The organism is Saliniradius amylolyticus (genome assembly GCF_003143555.1).
Lineage (GTDB): Bacteria > Pseudomonadota > Gammaproteobacteria > Enterobacterales > Alteromonadaceae > Saliniradius > Saliniradius amylolyticus.
The window spans coordinates 1,492,492-1,510,421 of the sequence record NZ_CP029347.1 but is presented as its reverse complement, the minus strand read 5'-3'; the positions used below and the strand labels follow the sequence as shown (position 1 = coordinate 1,510,421).

The following is a 17,930-nucleotide window of genomic DNA, read 5'->3' as shown; positions in this document are numbered from 1 at the left end:
CAGCCTTTATCATTGTTGTTATTGTTTTTTTATTGTTTAACACACAACAGGGGCCGTGGCGGCCCCTGTTACCAGTGTCATTGCTGGATGTTACGACTGGTTGATAGCGTAATGACCGGTGTTGATCATGTCAAAGGTGATGGCGGCTGCTTCGTCCAGGAGAGGATCCAGCTCATCCAACACCTCAGGCAGATCCTCATCCAACGACGCCAACGGTTCTTTACCCATGCGTTTTAATCGCTCATTAACCCGGGTCAAACGCTGCTCTTCTCGCTCTTTTTTGTCAGCGCGCCGTTCAGCTTCCACCAAAGACACATATTTCTTGTCCTTTTCATCCAGGTAACGCTGAATGTCCTGCTCAATATATTGAAACTCGGGATCTTCATCGATGCGCTGTTGATGAGCCTGACGCAGTTGCTCCACTGCCGCATCGGCATCACCGTAGGTGGTGTAGCTGGCTCGTTGAATACGATCCCATGGCAGCGCATTATCTTCCTGACTTTCACCCCACTCCTCAGGCTCAATGGGAGAAGGGAAACGAATATCAGGCACCACCCCCTTATGTTGAGTACTACCACCGTCAATTCGGTAGAACTTGGCAATGGTGAACTGGACGCTACCCAATTTATTGTCATAGAGGTCGTAGATCCGTCCCAGTCCACGGTGCTGTTGTACCGTGCCTTTCCCGAATGTCTGCTCACCAATAATCAACGCCCGCTCATAATCCTGCATCGCCGCAGCAAAAATCTCTGAGGCAGAAGCGCTGTAGCGATCCACCAGGACGGTCAGAGGGCCACTGTAAGCCACTTTGCCATCCCGATCTGCTTCTTCGCGAATACGCCCAGCGCCGTCACGAATTTGTACCACCGGTCCTTGCTCAATAAACAATCCAGTCAACAAGGTCGCTTCGGAAAGTGAGCCACCACCGTTGCCACGCAGATCCACGATAATCGCCTCGACGTCCTGTTCATTCAGTGATTCCAGCTCCGCGGCCACATCCTCATGCAGATTGTTGTAAAACGAAGGAATAGTAATCACTCCCAACTTTTTGTCGGCATTAGGGCCGGTTTTTGGGGTGTATACCTCTGACTTGGCAGCCCGATCTTCTAGCTTAATCTTATCCCGGGTCAGTCTAACCACATCCGGCGTGGTACTCTCCGTAGACCCTTTTAATACCTGTAGTCGAACGACACTACCTTTGGGTCCTTTAATTAAATCCACAACCTCGTCCAAACGCCAGCCTACGACATCGACAAACTCTTCGCCTTCCTGAGCGACGCCGACGATCTTATCTTCTGGCTTGATCTTGCCGGACTTGTCGGCCGGCCCGCCGGGCACAACTGAACGGATAACGGTAAAGTCTTCTTCCACCTGCAGCACCGCACCGATACCCTCAAACTCCAGGTTCATCTCCATCTGGAAACGTTCAGCGTTGCGGGGCGACAAGTAGCTGGTGTGTGCTTCGATGCTACGGGCGAAGGCATTCATCGCCGTTTGAAATACATCTTCACTGTTGGTTTGATTAAGTCGACGAATGGCACGCTCATAACGTTTGGTAAGCACCTCTTTGATGCCCTCCCATTCTTTTCCAGCCAACTTCAGATTAAGGGCATCGTACTTAACCCGTTGGCGCCATAACTCGTCCATTTCGGCCTGTGTCTTGGGCCAGTCGGCCTCTTCGCGATCGTAGTGAAACTTGTCATCGGCGACGGTGAAGTCAAAGGGCGACTCAAGCAAGGATAAGGCGTATTCATAACGCTCCTTACGGCGCTGCATATTCAGCTCGTAAAGGTCATAGGCGATGGACAGGTTGCCAGACTTTAACGCCTCATCGAATTTATATCTGAGGGATTGGGCTTGTTTTATGTCGCTGGCAAAAAAAAGATTACGATTGCCGTCCAGCATATCCAGATAACGCTCGAACATCTGTCCGGACAGGCTGTCGTTCAGTTCAATCTCTTTGTAGTGAGCCCGGGTAAACAGAGAGGTTACTCGTTTCGCCGATACCGCGTGTTGGCTTTCTTGCTCCAGTTCCGGCAGGGTTTTGTCTGCTGCTGGGGAGTCATTCACTGCCGCAGCGCCGCTGCTGAGCGCCAGAAATACACCAGCCACTAAGGGGCGAATCGAGTGCTTCATATTGTTACCTCTTAATTCGTTACTGTCGCGCTAGTCTCAGCGTATCCACAGGGACCTTAACGGACATACCGGAATCCAGCTGAACCTGAACACCGTCTTTGACCACCTCTGTGATCACACCTTTGACCGGTGCCTTGGCGAGCTTCACAGATACCTTAGTGCCCGCTTTCAGATCACCTTCTTCGAGTTTTGGCGGTGGTCCTTGCCTATTTGGTTGCTTACGTGGCGCTTTAGTTCCAGTCCTTTGCGTCGGTTTGGCTTTTTTCTGAGATGAAGCTTCGCCTTTTTCGCCCCTGTTGGGCTTCTTCTGAGCCTGCTGCTTGCGCCGCTCAGCGACGCGCTGCTTGCTCTCCTGCAACTGTTGTTGAGCGTGGTCAGCGTGTTCTTGCTCAACCACACTGTCAGCTTCACCATCCAATCCAACTCGCTCAGCACCGACTTTCACCGAGTGCAGGTAGCGCCAGCTATTAGTATAGTGCCTTAACGTGCTGCGCAGCTGGGTTTTACTGACTCGCTCGTCGTCTTTTAAGCGTTCGGCAAGATCCTGAAAAATGCCAATTTTGAGAGGTTTGGCCTCGCCCTGAGTGGAAAAGCAAGCGGGAAAGGTTTCCGCCAGAAAGGCGATGACTTCTTTAGTATTCGAGAGTTTTTGTGGGCTATCCATTAACTAAGGTTCTGGTTGGTGATTAAGATTATCCGAGTCGTCATCTTCCCAAGTTGCCAGCATATGGTCAACCCAGTCAAACAGCTCAGTCACGTCGCTATCGATCAGATGGGGGTCTTGATGCCAGTTTTCCCACACCTTTTGCAGCATCAATTCCAGGCGTGGCACAGGTATGTCCTCATCCACTTGCTGGTAAAGGTAGTGCAACATTTCATTGAGGCGGTCAGCCGCATCCTCGGCCTCTTCGTCCCAAAACTGCATGTCATCCTGAGTAGCCAGTACTACGTGAATATCAATCAATGATTTCACAGCTGCGCCTCTAAGATGCTCACCAGCTTCTCCAGCCCGGCCTGATCGTCTGCATCGAAGCGCCCTATTAGTGGGCTGTCAATGTCCAGAACACCGAAAAGTTCACCGTCGACCTGAATAGGCAAGACGATTTCAGCGTTAGAAGCTGCATCACAGGCGATATGACCTTCGAACTGATGTACATCGTCAATCCGTTGCACCTGTCGCTGCTGAGCCCCTGTACCGCAAACACCACGGCCAATAGGGATGCGCACGCAGGCGGGTTTACCTTGAAACGGCCCCAACACCAGCTGCTCTCCATGGGCCAGGTAAAAACCGGCCCAGTTGATATCAGGCAATTTCATCCATAAAAGCGCACTGATGTTGGCCAGGTTGGCAACTCTGTCAGGTTCGCCATCGATCAGCGCCTGAGCCTGCTGGACAATTTCATCGTAAAGTTCGGCTTTTTGAATCGGCATAAAGGCAATTTACCCCAAGGGAATAACAAAGGGCGCAAAACATACTGTGATCTGCACGGATTGAAAACCTTTTTATGGTAAAAACCCAAACCTTTTGTTTATAAAACCCTCAATCTCTATCGAGGCTGGAGCTCAAACTTTACCCGAACCGTAGCAGCAATCTCACTTTGTCCGGCCATTGAGCCGGCCGAATCCGCTTCCATTGACATCCTCATCATTGGCATAGGCCTTGGCTGATAGGCCGATTGTTCTGTCACCGCCATCACCTGGCCTACAGCGACGCCCAGACTCTTGGCGATTTGCTCGGCTCGCAGCTTTGCGTTGGCCACCGCCTTTGACAGGCTGGTCATGTAGAGTCCTTCAGCATCGGCAAAACCCTGTCGAAAATCACTGATGCGGCTGGCCCCAAGTTTCATAACGCCATCCAGTATGGTGTCATACTTTTCCAGTTGGTACAGGTTGACGGCAATTTCCCGGCTCAGAGTAAAACCCTGGTGCTGACGCCCCTGCTCCGTATGATGATAATTCGGTCTCAGATTCACCTGAGTGGAGCGAATATCCTGCCTGGCAACCCCCTGCTTTAACAAAAACTCTTGAATTTCTTCTGTGTTGGCCTGCAAATTTTGGTTGAGTTTAGCCACCACCGAACCCTGTTCTTCCAGGTACAGGCTAAAGCTAAACTTATCTGGCACCTGAAGGACCCGTCCCTGTCCGGTGACCTCAATAACCTGACCAGTCTGTGCCATGGCGCTTAAGCTAAGGCAACAGAGTAAAACTAACCACCAGTGCTTCATAGAATTTCCTTGCTAATTTCCTGAACGTTAATGCTGAACAGTTTGCCATCGCAATCTGAATCGGCCATGAACGCACTGCCTTAAATACGCCAATGTTCCATAAACTGATGTACAGGCAGGTTCATCAAGCCTTGTTCGTCATTCATCAATTCAATAAGGCGCTGACACTGGGCTACAGGAAAGCGTGTGGACAGGTTCCGCTCAAATTTGCGCTCTAAAACCCTAATCCCTTCTTCCCGGCGGCGGCGATGACCGATTGGGTACAACACCTCTGCCCGGTCGCTGGCGCTACCGTCTTTGAAAAACACCTGCACGGCGTTGGGGATGGCCCGCTTACTCGGTTCCAGGTAGTCCCGACTGTAAGCGGAATCCTCCGTCAGCCGCATCTTGTCTCTGAGCTGATCGATCTCGGGATGGGATTGATGAAACTCATCGGCGTAATGGTCAGCGGTAAGTTCGCCAAACAGCAAACACACCGCCACCATATACTGCAGGCAATGATCTCTGTCAGCAGGATTGGTTAGCTTGCCCTCTTTGGCAATAATCCGCAGTGCCGATTCATGGGTTGTCAGTTCGATGTGCTGGATGTCATCAAGTCGATCTTTAACTTGTGAGTGCAATGTTAGCGCCGCTTCACACGCGGTCTGGCCATGAAACTCTGCGGGGAAAGACAACTTGAACAGAATATTTTCCATCACGTAGCAGCCATAATCTCGCTGAAAGCGAAACTGACGCTCGCTGACAGGTTTCAACGACAGATCTTTATTGGCGTGGCTGAACACTACGTCATAAAAGCCCCACTGGGCTGCCGTTAAGGCACTCGGGACCCCGGGTTCGCCCCTTAAAGCCAGGCTCGCCAGTGTAATCGCCCGAGCCGTGGCATCGCCAGCCGCCCAGGACTTTCTTGGCCCGGTATTAGGTGCATGGCGATAAGTCCGCAAGGCCTGTCCATCCACAAAAGCATGGGACACAGCCGCCATAATCTGGTCCCGATTGCCGCCCATCAGCCAGGTTACCACTGCGGTACTGGCTACCTTTACCAGGATTACATGATCCAGGCCGACCCGGTTAAAACTGTTCTCCAGCGCCAGTATTCCCTGAATTTCATGGGCTTTAATCATGGCCTCAAATAGGTTACGCATAACCATTTTTCGGTCGGATTGAGATAGAAAATCCCCCATTGCCAGAATCGCGCCCAGATTATCGGAAGGATGGCCCCATTCAGCAGCCAGCCAGGTATCATTAAAATCTAGCCAGCGGATCAAGCTGCCAATGTCGAACGCCGCCTTTTCAGGATCCAACTGAAATTGAGTGCCGGGTACTCGAGCGCCACCGGGTACTTGATGGCCCCGTACCCGAGGACCGAGATGGCTGGCACATTCGGGAAATCGGAGTGCCAACATGGCACAGCCAAGCGAATCCATCAGACAATAGCGCGCCGTCTGCCAGGCTTCTGGACTTTCAATTTTATAATCGAGCACATAATCGGCGATATCCTGAATAACCTGATCATAACTGTGCTGTTCAGCGTCACGACTCATAAAGGCTCCCAGATAAACTGATACCTCTTTAGCCTAGTCCATCGCGAGTCTATTTTTGCTATAGTGCGCGCCATCGTTGTTCAGTGGAGTTTCCATGGAGCCCCAAACTCACTTACCCCAAGCTTTTATCGATAAGATGGCCTCTCTGCTGCCTCAAACACTCAGCCTGGACGATTTTATTCGGTATTGCCGCACTCCGCTACGTAAGAGCATTCGGGTGAATACCCTGAAGATCAGTATCGATGACTTTGTCAGCCACATACAAATAAAGGGCTGGCGCCTGACGCCAATCCCCTGGTGTAAGGCAGGGTTTTGGCTAGAAAGACCATCAGAGGAAGAAGATCGTCTGCCTCTTGGAAATACGGCCGAGCACTTAGCCGGACTGTTTTATATTCAGGAAGCCAGTTCCATGCTGCCGGTCAGCGCACTGCTGCATGGCGGAGATTCTCCGGAACGGGCCCTGGACATGGCCGCTGCGCCGGGATCAAAAACCACTCAGTTGGCAGCCTGCATGCAAGGTGAAGGACTTGTCGTAGCCAATGAGCTATCGGCCAGTCGGGTTAAGGTTTTGGTGGCTAACCTCCAACGCTGTGGCGTACGCAACGTATTAGTCAGTCATTATCAGGGACAGGTCTTCGGCGAATGGCTACCGGAGTCGTTCGATGCCATTTTGCTGGATGCGCCTTGTGGCGGCGAAGGGACGGTGCGCAAAGATCCTCTGGCGATGAAAAACTGGTCACCACAGGCTATTGAAAACATTGCCAGCGTTCAAAAGGAGCTCTTGCACAGCGCCTTTTTGGCGCTTAAGCCAGGTGGCACCCTCATCTATTCCACCTGCACCCTGAGCCCGGAAGAAAACCAGCAGGTGGTGGCCGATCTGCTCGGGCAATATCCAACTCTGGCTCAGGTGGAGTCCCTAGAAGACCTCTTCGACGGGGCCAGCAAAGTGGTTACACCTGAAGGCTATCTGCACGTCTGGCCTCAGGTTTTTGACAGCGAGGGCTTTTTTGTTGCCCGTCTGACAAAGCGCCAGGCCCTGAGTCAATTAGCCAAACCGAAGAAAGTAAAAGTAACGTCAGTCCCCGCGCCCAAGAAGACCGAAGAAACACTCAAACACTACCTTGACAGTCAATTTGGCCTAACCCTGCCTTCAGGTGAATTAATGCAAAAGGACAAAGACCTCTGGCTGTTCCCTTCCGGCACCAGTGAACTTATCCCGCGATTTCGCTTTAATCGCTGTGGGTTGAAACTGGCAACGCAACATAAAAACGGCTTCCGTCTGACTCATGACGCCGCCATTGCACTTGCGCCCCATATCAACAAAAACCGTTATGAGCTGAGCGAACAGCAATTAGTAGAATTTTACAAAGGACGGGACTTGAACGTACCCGAACTCAGTCAGGGCGGTGAGCTGGTGCTGTGCTTTAATGGCCATGTCGTCGGCTTGGGCAAGGCACTAAATGGCCGTATTAAAAATGGACTGCCTCGGGAACTGGTGCGCGATGACCGGGTTGTGAAAGCAAGCTAAGCAACTGTGGATAAAGCCTGTATAAAATGTTGACTAACTGTGTTCAATCTCGACTGTGTTTTATATAACGATCTGTATAAACAGGTTTTTTTTCTTAAAAAAATATTTAACACATAAATATCCACAATGGGCTAAACTAAGATTCCGCCTTTAAAAAGGCGACAGATTCACGCCGAGTTAGCGCAAGGCTCACGCCCGTGAGCCATTCCCCTAGCCCGGAAACCCCAAAAGGTTTCCGGGTTTTTTTATATACAGGATGTATGGTATGCCACGGGCGCATGGATGCGCAGGAGTGGCGATGTCCAGAGCCGAGCTGGAATATCGCCCCATGGATGGGTAACAACAATACAACCCAGGGAGCAATTCGAAAGATATGGCAGAGCTCTAAGTCAGGTGTTCGCGCCTGCAAAAACTGTACTTAGGCAGTCCATAACCCGCGCATGAATTCTCAAGCAAGGGGTACGCACGTTATAAACCGTGCCAATGATCCACCATTGGCCAAACCACCGCTAAAACTAACAGCATAGCCATAATACGGTTAAACCAGCGTATGTGGTTGGCCTGCTTGAGAAAGTGCGTGAGTCGGCTGCCAAAATACAGCCACAATCCGACACAGGGAAAGGCCACTGCCGAAAAGGTCAGCGCGATCACCGCCACCTGCCAGTTCAGCGTCTCAGTAGCGCTGGTGTAAGCAGCCAGAGCTCCGGTAGCCATCACCCAGGCTTTAGGGTTGAGCCATTGAAATAGCACCGCCTGCCAGTAAGTTAACGGTTGGGATTGAGTGCCGTGACGTTGCTCAAGATTGGGCACGGTGGTCGCCATCTTAAAGGCCAAAAACAGCAAATAGACCAGACCTCCAACCCGAATAGCTTCAAATGCCATAGGGTATTGCTTTAATACCGCGCCCAGCCCCATTCCCACCAATAGCACCATAACGGGAAAGCCGGTACAAATACCGAGAAAATGTGGCAAACTGCGCCGAACGCCAAAATTCAGGCCAGATGTCATGATCATCATATTATTTGGCCCCGGCGTAATGGTCATAGTGAGGGTAAAAAGCATCAGAGCCGGCAATAACTCAATCAAGGGGCGTTAGCTCTTTACTAAAGCGCCTGGCATTGTCCACATAATGTTTTGCCGAGGCCTCCAGGCCACGAGCCTGTTCGGGAGTGAGCTGTTTGATGACTTTAGCCGGACTTCCGACCACCAGCGAATAGTCAGGAACGTCCATATTTTCAGTCACCAATGCGTTAGCGCCGATCACGCAGTACTTACCAATATTGGCGCCATTGAGCACCACCGCATTGATGCCGATAAGGCTATAGTCGCCAATGTGACAGCCATGCAGCATGGCCTTGTGCCCTACCGTAACCCCTTTACCCAGAAACAACGGCGAGCCTGGGTCCGTATGCAGCACCGCCCCATCCTGAATATTAGTATCTGGGCCGATATCGATGGGATCATTATCGCCCCGTACCACAGCGTTGAACCAGAAACTGACATTCTCATGGGCGATAACATTACCCATTACCTGCGCCGATGGTGCCATATAGACTGACGGGTGCAGCTTAGGTTGGGTATCACCGATTTTATAGCGCATTATGAGTTTTCCCCAATCTGCCGAACCAAGCCTTCCTGCATGGTGGACGCCACTAACTCTCCCTGTTGATTGAATATCTGTCCTCGAGCCAGACCACGGGCCCCCCCCGCCGTCGGACTTTCCATGCAGTACAATAACCACTCATCGCCAAAGCTAAAGGGACGATGGAACCACATCGCGTGGTCGATGGTCGCCATCCTTAGATTACGATTTAAAGTGGATATGCCGTGAGGCTGAACCGCAGTAATTAAGAAATAATAATCGGACGCATACGCCAGTGCACACTGATGCATGTTAAGCTCACTGCCCAAGTCCGACGCCTTCATCCACACTTGACGGACCGGTTCGTGCACCGAGGGCTCCAGCGGATTAATGGCTTGCACCGAACGCATATCGATGGGCTTATGGAAGTTAAGTTTTTCCACCATATGCTTGGGCAGCTTCTCAAGATACCGCTCGTAAAAACGCAGATCGGACTCCAGCTCTTCAGGCCCTGGCACATCCGGCATGCTGGGGTACTGGTGGGTCATACCCACTTCCTCAATCTGAAAAGACGCCGTCATATAAAAGATAACCCGGCCATGTTGAATACCTTTAACCCGCCGGGTGGCAAAGCTGCGACCATCGCGGATATTCTCAACATCGTAAACGACTGGGATGTTAGGGTCACCCGGCAACAAGAAGTAGCCATGAAAAGAGTGAGCCTTACGACGCTCTTCGACGGTTTGCTGAGCGGCTGCCAGCGCCTGGGCCATCACCTGACCACCAAACAGGGCTTTGAAGCCCAGATCCCAGCTTTGTCCCCGAAACAGCTGATTTTCGAGCCGTTCCAGAGTCAGTAATTCGGTTAGTTTAATATGTGTATTCATTGTGCCTTATTTAAGCCTGTGTCATTGGGTCGCGCGGATAAAATTTATCCGGCAACGCCATCTTGTGTTCAAAGTAGCGGGTGTCTTTATACGGTAATTTCATAAAGCCAGAAATCCCCAACCCGTCAATCAGGGAAATATGCGCTACAACCTGTTGCAGCAAATGCTGAAACCGAGCTTCCTGAGAGTGATCCAGCAACCGGTAATAGCTGTGCAACTTCAAATTGTGTTCCAGAGCCTCAAAAATAATACACCCCGTGTGATGTATGGTATTGAGTTCACTGAGAATTTCCAGCATGGATTGGGGCAATTGCAGTAACTCATCCGGATCGTCACCATCTTCGAAATAAGAGTGCATCTGGGTTTGCTCTTCCACTAAGGAAATGGAGCTAACCTCATAGGGAATGCGGGTGTCGGCCTCGGGCAAAAAGGGCACATCGGGACCTGACCGATCCAGGTGCAAAGTGTCTCTGGCATTGAACATACAGCTTTTAAACACCCCCACACGATGAATGGCGCGGGCCAGTGTAACAACATGGTTCACCGAGATTTCAAAGGAACGGCGTAAGGCAGGTTCATAAAGATTCAGGCTGGAGTCAATATATACCCCTTCCGGGTGCCAGCGCACTGCCATGCCACCCACCACGGGGTACTTACCCAGACGACTGACCGCAGAAACAAACGCCTTCTCGGTCTCCCCCATGCCCTGCATATAGTTTTTGTAGTAGCGCTCAAACTGGGCGTCATTGATGTACCGGAGCTCTGCATCCTTGCCCTCTTCCCGCAAAAACGACTTGCGTGACGAATACACCACGGTATCGATGAGCTTATCCGACTCGTGCACCCAGCAAGGAATGTCCGGCACGTACTCCAGCTGCTCCAGACTGCTTGAGAATTTGATGTTGCGCCAATAATGGCTGTTGCGTACAAAGTAATCGCCGCCCTGTCGGCGCTGCTCGGCGTCGCTGCTCATCATCGCTTCCAGTGTTAATGCCACCTCCTTCGGCAATCCCAGTGAACAGGGACGGATCACATGGCGGCCAAAACGGCAGGATTGACCCGATGCCAAAGCATAAAGCGTACTGGCGACGCCTTGCTCATCGAAGCGAGGGCTTGAAAGCGCTCCGTTCAACTGTTCCTCCCCGATGTAGTACACGTCTCCCAGCCTCGCATTCGTCTGCTGCAGATCGGCGGACATCAGATCCATCACCGAAGTGCTGATAAACTGGCCATTGGCATCAAGCTGGGCAAACACCGACGAGCCCCAGTCAATCAGGGACACCTGTTCGGTTTGCGGATCAAACACAAGGTTCGATGGTTTTATATCGCCATGAACGATGGGACGGGGCTGGCCCTGATAGGTTTGACTACGCAGATGTTTCAGCAATTGACCCAGCTGTACGGCAATCTTAACCACTAATCGGGCACTGAGGGGGCCTTGCTTGAGAGAGAACTCCTCCAGATCCTCACCTCTGGCGCGCTGCATCACCATAATCGCCTGCTTACGGATTCGCTGAAATTCTTCCAGTGCGGGCACATGGGGGTGATCTACCTGGGATAGCATATAGGCTTCGTCTTCGAGCCGATCCTGTACATGCTGAGGTAGGTTGATGCGGGAGAACTTAAACACCAACTGCTCGCCCCGCTCACTGATACCGCCAAACACAAAGCCAAACGCGCCTTTACCGATTAGCTCAATACGTTGGTACCCCAAAAGCTCAAGCTGTTCAATACACAGATTAATCCAGTCTTTAAGCTTGCGGGCATCCTTGTGCGACAGCAGATAGATAGACTGTTCATCGGGAATATAGAAGTGTTTAAGCTTTGACTCTGGGACCGGCATAACCCGTGACTGACGAAGACTTTTCGGCAGAATAACAAACCTGACTGATTAAGGGGAGCGACAAAACCCTAAACCAATGACCCGCATCAAGCTGCTCTATTGCTTATTCACTCCAGTGTGAGTGTAATGGTGCTTTTCATATCTGGATTGACCTATGACCTGGCTTCAGATTGTTACTGCGATTATGCCGGTATTAAGCGTACTGGTATTACTGGTGGTACTTCGCCTGCCAGCCGCTCGCGCGATGCCATTAAGCCTGCTGCTCTCAGCATTTATGGCATATTTTATCTGGGGTATGAGCGAGCGTCAGATGGCTGCCGCCATGATGGAAGGCGTCATGATCGCCGCCACCATACTCTGGATCGTATTGGGCGCCCTGTTTTTGCTCAACACATTAAAAGCCACCGGTGCCATTGATGTGATCCGGGGTGGCTTTGCACAGATCTCACCAGATCGACGGATCCAGGTCGTGATCATCGCCTGGCTGTTTGGCAGTTTTCTGGAGGGGGCGGCCGGTTTCGGCACTCCGGCCGCCATTGCCGCTCCGTTATTAGTCACGCTTGGCTTTCCACCTCTGGCTGCCGTGGTATTAGCGCTGATTGCCGACTCCAGCGCTGTTTCTTTCGGAGCCGCTGGCACCCCTATTATTGTGGGATTAAAACAAGGCCTGGAGCAGTCCAGCTACAGCCAGTTACAGGATATCGCTGTCACAGCCATCGGTATGGATATTCTAATCGGATCTTTGCTGCCTACCGTCATGGTGATCATCCTGACGCGTTTTTTCGGTGAGCAGAAAAGCTTTAAACCGGCACTGGCAGCCTTGCCTTTCACCCTTACCGCCGGCTTGGCCTTTACCCTACCCGCCTATATCGTAGCTTATTGGCTGGGGCCTGAGTTCCCCTCCATTTTAGGCGCGTTGATCGGCCTGGGCTTGATGATCACACTGGCAAAACTTAGCTGGCTGGTGCCCAGAACGCCCTGGTATTTCTCCGAGGAAGATCGCCAGCAGGTACATAAGGCAATGTTAAAGCTCGCCCAACCTCAGCCAGTCACCATGAGCCTGTGCCGAGCCTGGTCGGCTTATCTATTGGTCGCTACCCTGCTCGTTCTTACCCGACTTGAGTTTTTGCCTTTGAAAAGCTGGTTAAACGCCGCCGTACTTAGTTGGCAAAGTATTTTGAATACTTCTATCTCCATAACCATCACTCCACTGTATTTGCCGGGCAGTCTGTTTATTATCAGTGCATTGGTGTCCATCCGCTGGCAGCAGGGTCGTCGCCATCATTTAACCCAGGCTTTGACGACAAGTCTGAAAACCTTGCGCCCGACCTTCATCGCTCTGATGACTGCCGTACCGATGGTCCGTATTTTTTTGCATTCGGATATTAATCGGCTTGGCCTCAACGCGATGCCCTTGGAGATGGCGCAACTTGCTGCAGAGCAGCTTTCTGCCCACTGGCTATGGGTGGCCCCTTTTATTGGCGCACTAGGGTCCTTTATCGCCGGCTCGGCCACCTTTTCTAATATGATGTTTGCCGAATTCCAGCAAGCAGTGGCATTAGATGCTCAGTTACCACAGAACCTGGTGTTAGCCTTGCAGCTGTTAGGCGCTAATGCGGGCAATATGATCTGTGTCGTCAATGTAGTGGCGGCCGCCAGTGTGGTGAATCTCAATGGCCGTGAGGGACAAATCATCCGATTTACCCTGCCGCCAATGCTGTTCTATTGTCTGGGCGTCGGGGCGATTGCGGTGTTACTGGGTTAGCGATTCCGAGAACAGACTTGGGGAACTAGGTTTCAGCTTCTATAGTGTTCAACAACGGTCTATAAATCGATACATTGCATTAGTTACTGGAGGTATGAGATTGTTTCGTGTCGATGACTTTCCAGAATTAAAACGATACCAGCCAAGTACGGCTAGGAAACTGCTCAATAAGGCTAAGCAAGAAGCTTACGCTGACAAACGATTTTGGATGAAGCTGATCTGGTTAAGCCTTATCGCGATGCTCATCGTCGCTGGTTTCATCTCAGTCGCAGAATATGTGGCGCCTCAAGCTGGACCTTGGTCACATACTATCAGTATTGCCGGAATAATGCTCGCCGCGGGGCTGTTCAACTTGAAGGTGAAGCCTCTGTTCGGCCGCTATGTGACGAGCACTATCCGGGATGAGGAAAAGTAGCGCCCCGGGTCTCTGGCAAGTAAGAAACAGGCCAGTAGGACTGGCATTACGAACAAAAAGACGTCGGTGTCGGTGTCTCTGATCTCCTTTTTCTATCGCTGCGCGAGCGGATTAACACTGAGTAACCTGAATAAAAAAGCCGACGTAAAAGCCGGCTCTGTATGACCACTTATTTTAACTCCGACAGCATCGACAGCGGGTTCTCAAGGTAAGACTTCCACAGATTGGAAAACCGTACCATGGTCGCGCCGTCGATAATGCGGTGATCGCCCGACCAGCTGATATGCATCAGGTTGACGGCCTTGACGTTGTCCTGCTCATCAAAGCGCGGCAGCTTTTGCATCTTACCCAGCGCCACTATGGCCGATTCGGGTTTGTTGATCACCGGCGTGGCCGTGGTGCCGCCCAGCACACCGATATTGGAGATACTGATGGTACCGCCGCGCATATCTTCCTGACTGATGCGCCCTTCTCTGGCACCGTCGATCAAACGCGCGGCTTCCTGGGCCACCTCAAACAGGCTGAGATTCTGCACCCCTTTGATGTTCGGCACTACCAGCCCCATTTTAGAGTCTACCGCCATACCGATGTTATGGTCATCGAAGTAAGTCAGTTCGGTGCAGTCGTCGTTAACCTGGGCATTGACGATGGGGAACTGCTTCAGCGCCAGCGACATGGCCTTGATAAAAAACGGCATAAAGGACAGCTTCACGCCCTGTTTTTCAAACTGCGGCTTAAGCATGGCTCGCGCCTCGATCAGCGCGTCCATCTCAATCTCATCGGAGACTGAGAAATGCGGAATGGTAAACACCGAATCGGCCATCTGCTTAGCCATAACCTTACGTACACCACGAATGGGCTCGGTACGCTTGCCGCCGGTCGCCTTAACCTCAGCTTGAGGCTGCCTGGACTCAGGCTGAACTCGTGTCTGGGACGTTGCGCCCAGCACATCCTTTTTCAGAATACGGCCTTTCTTACCACTGCCTTTGACGGCGGTAAGGTCCACGTCCTGCTCTTTGGCCAGGCGGCGTACCGCAGGACTGGCAACCGGCTTGCCAGAGTGGGTATACATGGGCTCACCCGCGCCACCTTCGGCTTTCTCAGAGGCCTTGCCGGAGGGCTTTATATCGGCTTTGTCGTTGCTTGCTTGCGGTGCCGGAGCAGGCGAAGAGCTTGGCGGATTCGCTTCCCCTTCTTCTCCTTCCATTTCGATGGCAAACAGCGGCTCGTGAACCTTGGCAATATCGCCTTTGTTGTAATAGCGCTTTACCACTTTGCCCGAGTATTTGGCCGGGATCTGTACCATGGCCTTATCGGTCATCACCTCGGCCACGGGCTGATCTTCTTTGACCTCATCACCTTCTTCCACCAACCACTCGGCAATTTCACATTCGACAATGCCCTCGCCGATATCCGGCAAAATAAAGTCTTCTACATGCTTACCGGCAGATGAGGACTGTTCTTGCAGTTTGGACTCAGAGGCGGATTCAGCCGGGCTTTCTGTGGCGGCTTGCTCAGTGCTGGTTTCGCCGTCCACCTCCATAGCAAATAAAGGTTCGTGGACCTTGGCAATATCCCCTTTCTGGTGATAGAGCTTTTTCACGATACCGGCGTGCATGGCAGGGATCTGCACCATGGCCTTGTCGGTCATCACGTCCGCCACAGGCTGATCTTCCTCAACCCGGTCACCTTCTTTCACCAGCCATTCGACCAGTTCGCATTCGACAATACCTTCACCGATATCAGGTAAAATAAAATCTTTCATACGTCCCAATCCTAAAACTGTACCGTGCGTTTAATGCCTTCAAACACCTTGAGGTGGTCGGGCAGATATTCTTTCTCATGCGCCAGCGGGAACGGCGTGTCCAAGCCGCAAACGCGTTCAATGGGCGACTCGAGATTTAAAAAGCAGCGCTTTTGCACGGTTGCGGCAATCTCACTGGCAAAGCCCGACGTGAGCGGCGCTTCCTGAGCGATCAGCAACCGGCCGGTTTTCGCCACTGATTCACACACGGCCTCCACATCCCATGGCAAAATACTGCGAAGATCGATAATTTCACAGGAGATACCGTCTTTTTCGGCCATTTCTGCGGCCTTTTCCATGTAATCCATCTGCTGCCCCCAGGCCAGCAGTGTGATATCGGAACCTTCCTTAACCACATCGGCCTTGCCCAGCGGCAACTCATAATCCTCTTCTGGCACCTCGCCCACTGACGCGCGATAAATGCGCTTCGGTTCTAAAAACAGTACCGGATTATCATCGCGAATCGAGGACAGCAATAATCCCTTAGCCTGGTAAGGGTTGCGCGGTACCACGATCTTCAGGCCCGGAGTGTGAGCAAAATAGGCTTCTGGCGACTGTGAGTGATAATGGCCCCCGGCGATACCGCCGCCATAAGGTGTGCGGATGGTTAAGGTGCCACAACTGAACTGACCACCGGAACGATAGCGCCACTTGGCGGTCTCGTTAACGATCTGGTCAAAAGCCGGAAAGATATAGTCGCCAAACTGAATTTCAGCGACCGGCACCGAACCTTGTGACGCCAGACCATTGGCAAAACCAATAATGCCCTGCTCCGTGAGCGGCGTATTAAAACACCGGGCCCGACCAAATTTCTCTTGCAGATGACTGGTGGCTCGAAATACGCCCCCGAAGTGCCCCACATCTTCACCAAATACCATCACTCGTTCGTCGTCAGTCATGGCGGTGATAAGAGCACTGTTTATTGCTTGCAGTAGATTCATCTTCGCCATCTTTATAGCCTCCCTGACGTATTTGGATAGGCATCGGGATATTTTTTCATATGTGCCTTGAGTTCATCGAGTTGTTCCTGGAGATGCCAGGGTGCTTTGTCATAGACATCGGTAATCAGTTCGTCGATATGACAAACGTCGGTTTTTTCTACCTTCTTCAGCTCGGCTAATACGGTCTGGCGCATTTGCTCGGCGTCCTTCTCGTCCTGCTCTTCATCCAACAATTTCTTGGCCGACAGGTATTTACCCAAGCGCTGGATGGGATCCTTCTGACGCCAGCGCTCTTCTTCGTCTTTAGAACGGTAGCCCGTGGGATCATCCGACGTCGAGTGGGCGGCCAGACGATAGCTCATAGCCTCGATCAACACAGGGGCGTTTTCTTCCAACGCAATCTCACGAGCCTTCTTGGTGGCAGCGTAAACGGCAAAGGCGTCATTTCCGTCTACTCGAATGGTCTTCACGCCATAACCTAAGCCCCGAGAAGCAATACCATCACCGGCAAACTGCTCGTCGGCCGGGGTGGAAATGGCATAACCATTATTACGACAAAAGAAAATGCACGGACAATTCAATACGGCGGCCATGTTCAGACCCGCATGGAAATCCCCTTCCGATGCGGCGCCTTCACCGAAATAACAAATGGTGATCTTGCCTTCCTTTTGCATTTTCTGTCCGTACGCGTACCCGGCAGCCTGAGGGATCTGAGTGCCCAGCGGCGAGGAGATGGTCATAAAGGCATGCTCTTTGCTGCCGTAGTGGATAGGCATCTGACGGCCTTTATTGGGATCTTTTTCGTTGCTGAACATCTGGTTCATAAAGGCTTCGGTGGTATAACCCCGGTACGCCAAAGCCCCCTGCTCCCGGTACTGGGAGAAGATCATATCCTTGTTGTCCAGCGCGGCAGCACTCGCTACCGAGGCAGCCTCTTCACCGGTAGAAGCCAGATAAAAGCTGATACGGCCCTGACGTTGGGCGGCGATCATACGCTCATCCAATATGCGGATATAGCGCATGGTCTTGTAGATCTTCACCAGAGTATCGTCATCGACATCCGGTTTTTTGGCGCCTTTAACTAAGGTTCCATCGGCATTGAGCAACTGCAGCATGGGAATATCCACGGTGCCTTTTTCAATGATGCTCACCTTATGGCTGGACTTAATATCGGCCAGATGATTTCTGTCTTTCATAGGGTCAACCTTATTATTGTGATGGCAGCACGCTCACCGCCTAATCTCACTGTTTTGCTGTCCAGTA

The 17,930-nt window shown here is 51.8% G+C and carries 16 protein-coding genes; 3 read left to right on the top strand and 13 right to left on the bottom strand.

Annotation, left to right across the window (positions count from 1 at the left end; all coding sequences use genetic code 11):
- Nucleotides 1-90 precede the first annotated feature (90 nt).
- The 6 genes from prc to HMF8227_RS07025 all read right to left on the bottom strand — a co-directional run bounded on the left by prc (nucleotide 91) and on the right by HMF8227_RS07025 (nucleotide 5,902).
- Entirely contained in the window at nucleotides 91-2,136 is a 2,046-nt protein-coding gene (gene prc, locus HMF8227_RS07050; RefSeq protein WP_109339503.1) for a carboxy terminal-processing peptidase, read from the bottom strand.
- Nucleotides 2,137-2,155: 19 nt separating this feature from the next.
- Entirely contained in the window at nucleotides 2,156-2,800 is a 645-nt protein-coding gene (gene proQ, locus HMF8227_RS07045; RefSeq protein WP_109339502.1) for an RNA chaperone ProQ, read from the bottom strand.
- A gap of 3 nt (nucleotides 2,801-2,803) precedes the next feature.
- Nucleotides 2,804-3,109: a hypothetical protein gene (locus HMF8227_RS07040; protein WP_109339501.1), complete on the bottom strand. Its 306-nt coding sequence runs from the start codon at nucleotides 3,107-3,109 to the stop codon at nucleotides 2,804-2,806.
- Nucleotides 3,106-3,561 (bottom strand): GAF domain-containing protein, encoded by a 456-nt coding sequence (locus tag HMF8227_RS07035; protein ID WP_275425514.1) that lies wholly within the window; start codon nucleotides 3,559-3,561, stop codon nucleotides 3,106-3,108. The genes HMF8227_RS07040 and HMF8227_RS07035 overlap by 4 nt, the downstream gene beginning before the upstream one ends.
- A 122-nt stretch (nucleotides 3,562-3,683) precedes the next feature.
- Nucleotides 3,684-4,361, bottom strand: coding sequence for an SIMPL domain-containing protein (locus tag HMF8227_RS07030; RefSeq protein ID WP_109339499.1), 678 nt, complete (start codon nucleotides 4,359-4,361; stop codon nucleotides 3,684-3,686).
- Nucleotides 4,362-4,441: 80 nt separating this feature from the next.
- Nucleotides 4,442-5,902 (bottom strand): bifunctional 2-methylcitrate dehydratase/aconitate hydratase, encoded by a 1,461-nt coding sequence (locus tag HMF8227_RS07025; protein ID WP_109339498.1) that lies wholly within the window; start codon nucleotides 5,900-5,902, stop codon nucleotides 4,442-4,444.
- Nucleotides 5,903-5,996: 94 nt separating this feature from the next.
- Between HMF8227_RS07025 and rsmF the strand changes: the two genes are divergently transcribed.
- Entirely contained in the window at nucleotides 5,997-7,430 is a 1,434-nt protein-coding gene (gene rsmF, locus HMF8227_RS07020) for a 16S rRNA (cytosine(1407)-C(5))-methyltransferase RsmF (RefSeq protein ID WP_109339497.1), read from the top strand.
- Between the two features lie 468 nt (nucleotides 7,431-7,898).
- Here the strand turns inward: rsmF and HMF8227_RS07015 are convergent, their stop codons facing one another.
- Genes HMF8227_RS07015 through HMF8227_RS07000 form a run of 4 tightly spaced genes read right to left on the bottom strand, consistent with a single transcriptional unit; the run spans nucleotide 7,899 to nucleotide 11,742 of the window.
- Nucleotides 7,899-8,516, bottom strand: coding sequence for a LysE family translocator (locus tag HMF8227_RS07015; protein WP_239421229.1), 618 nt, complete (start codon nucleotides 8,514-8,516; stop codon nucleotides 7,899-7,901).
- The gene (locus tag HMF8227_RS07010) at nucleotides 8,509-9,030 is read right to left on the bottom strand and encodes a gamma carbonic anhydrase family protein (RefSeq protein ID WP_109339496.1); all 522 of its coding nucleotides are present in this window, start codon (nucleotides 9,028-9,030) and stop codon (nucleotides 8,509-8,511) included. The genes HMF8227_RS07015 and HMF8227_RS07010 overlap by 8 nt, the downstream gene beginning before the upstream one ends.
- On the bottom strand, nucleotides 9,030-9,899 hold the full coding sequence (gene tesB / locus HMF8227_RS07005) for an acyl-CoA thioesterase II (protein ID WP_109339495.1): 870 nt from the start codon (nucleotides 9,897-9,899) through the stop codon (nucleotides 9,030-9,032). Before tesB ends, HMF8227_RS07010 begins: the two co-directional genes overlap by 1 nt.
- Nucleotides 9,900-9,909: 10 nt before the next feature.
- Nucleotides 9,910-11,742 carry a protein kinase domain-containing protein gene (locus tag HMF8227_RS07000; protein WP_109339494.1) on the bottom strand — a complete coding sequence of 611 codons (1,833 nt, stop codon included), beginning with the start codon at nucleotides 11,740-11,742 and terminating at the stop codon, nucleotides 9,910-9,912.
- A gap of 154 nt (nucleotides 11,743-11,896) precedes the next feature.
- Between HMF8227_RS07000 and HMF8227_RS06995 the strand changes: the two genes are divergently transcribed.
- Nucleotides 11,897-13,507, top strand: a complete 1,611-nt coding sequence (locus HMF8227_RS06995; protein WP_109339493.1) for an L-lactate permease — start codon at nucleotides 11,897-11,899, stop codon at nucleotides 13,505-13,507.
- A 94-nt stretch (nucleotides 13,508-13,601) separates the two neighbouring features.
- On the top strand, nucleotides 13,602-13,922 hold the full coding sequence (locus HMF8227_RS06990) for a hypothetical protein (RefSeq protein ID WP_109339492.1): 321 nt from the start codon (nucleotides 13,602-13,604) through the stop codon (nucleotides 13,920-13,922).
- A gap of 169 nt (nucleotides 13,923-14,091) precedes the next feature.
- Here HMF8227_RS06990 and HMF8227_RS06985 read toward each other — a convergent pair whose 3' ends face one another.
- From HMF8227_RS06985 to HMF8227_RS06975, 3 genes are read right to left on the bottom strand one after another with little or no spacing between them, the layout of a single operon-like run.
- The gene (locus HMF8227_RS06985; protein ID WP_109339491.1) at nucleotides 14,092-15,687 is read right to left on the bottom strand and encodes a dihydrolipoyllysine-residue acetyltransferase; all 1,596 of its coding nucleotides are present in this window, start codon (nucleotides 15,685-15,687) and stop codon (nucleotides 14,092-14,094) included.
- A gap of 11 nt (nucleotides 15,688-15,698) precedes the next feature.
- Nucleotides 15,699-16,676, bottom strand: a complete 978-nt coding sequence (locus HMF8227_RS06980) for an alpha-ketoacid dehydrogenase subunit beta (protein ID WP_109339490.1) — start codon at nucleotides 16,674-16,676, stop codon at nucleotides 15,699-15,701.
- Between the two features lie 2 nt (nucleotides 16,677-16,678).
- A complete protein-coding gene (locus HMF8227_RS06975; protein WP_109339489.1) occupies nucleotides 16,679-17,863 on the bottom strand; it encodes a thiamine pyrophosphate-dependent dehydrogenase E1 component subunit alpha in 1,185 nt (394 codons plus the stop codon).
- Nucleotides 17,864-17,930 lie beyond the last annotated feature (67 nt).

Bases quoted from the DNA above. Each gene is read 5' to 3' on its own strand.
- HMF8227_RS06980 (WP_109339490.1), bottom strand. From the start codon at position 16,676: ATGGCGAAGATGAATCTACTGCAAGCAATAAACAGTGCTCTTATCACC.
- HMF8227_RS07010 (WP_109339496.1), bottom strand. From the start codon at position 9,030: ATGCGCTATAAAATCGGTGATACCCAACCTAAGCTGCACCCGTCAGTC.
- rsmF (WP_109339497.1), top strand. From the start codon at position 5,997: ATGGAGCCCCAAACTCACTTACCCCAAGCTTTTATCGATAAGATGGCC.
- HMF8227_RS07030 (WP_109339499.1), bottom strand. From the start codon at position 4,361: ATGAAGCACTGGTGGTTAGTTTTACTCTGTTGCCTTAGCTTAAGCGCC.
- HMF8227_RS06975 (WP_109339489.1), bottom strand. From the start codon at position 17,863: ATGAAAGACAGAAATCATCTGGCCGATATTAAGTCCAGCCATAAGGTG.
- prc (WP_109339503.1), bottom strand. From the start codon at position 2,136: ATGAAGCACTCGATTCGCCCCTTAGTGGCTGGTGTATTTCTGGCGCTC.
- proQ (WP_109339502.1), bottom strand. From the start codon at position 2,800: ATGGATAGCCCACAAAAACTCTCGAATACTAAAGAAGTCATCGCCTTT.
- HMF8227_RS07025 (WP_109339498.1), bottom strand. From the start codon at position 5,902: ATGAGTCGTGACGCTGAACAGCACAGTTATGATCAGGTTATTCAGGAT.
- HMF8227_RS07000 (WP_109339494.1), bottom strand. From the start codon at position 11,742: ATGCCGGTCCCAGAGTCAAAGCTTAAACACTTCTATATTCCCGATGAA.
- HMF8227_RS06985 (WP_109339491.1), bottom strand. From the start codon at position 15,687: ATGAAAGATTTTATTTTACCTGATATCGGTGAAGGTATTGTCGAATGC.
- tesB (WP_109339495.1), bottom strand. From the start codon at position 9,899: ATGAATACACATATTAAACTAACCGAATTACTGACTCTGGAACGGCTC.
- HMF8227_RS06995 (WP_109339493.1), top strand. From the start codon at position 11,897: ATGACCTGGCTTCAGATTGTTACTGCGATTATGCCGGTATTAAGCGTA.
- HMF8227_RS06990 (WP_109339492.1), top strand. From the start codon at position 13,602: ATGAGATTGTTTCGTGTCGATGACTTTCCAGAATTAAAACGATACCAG.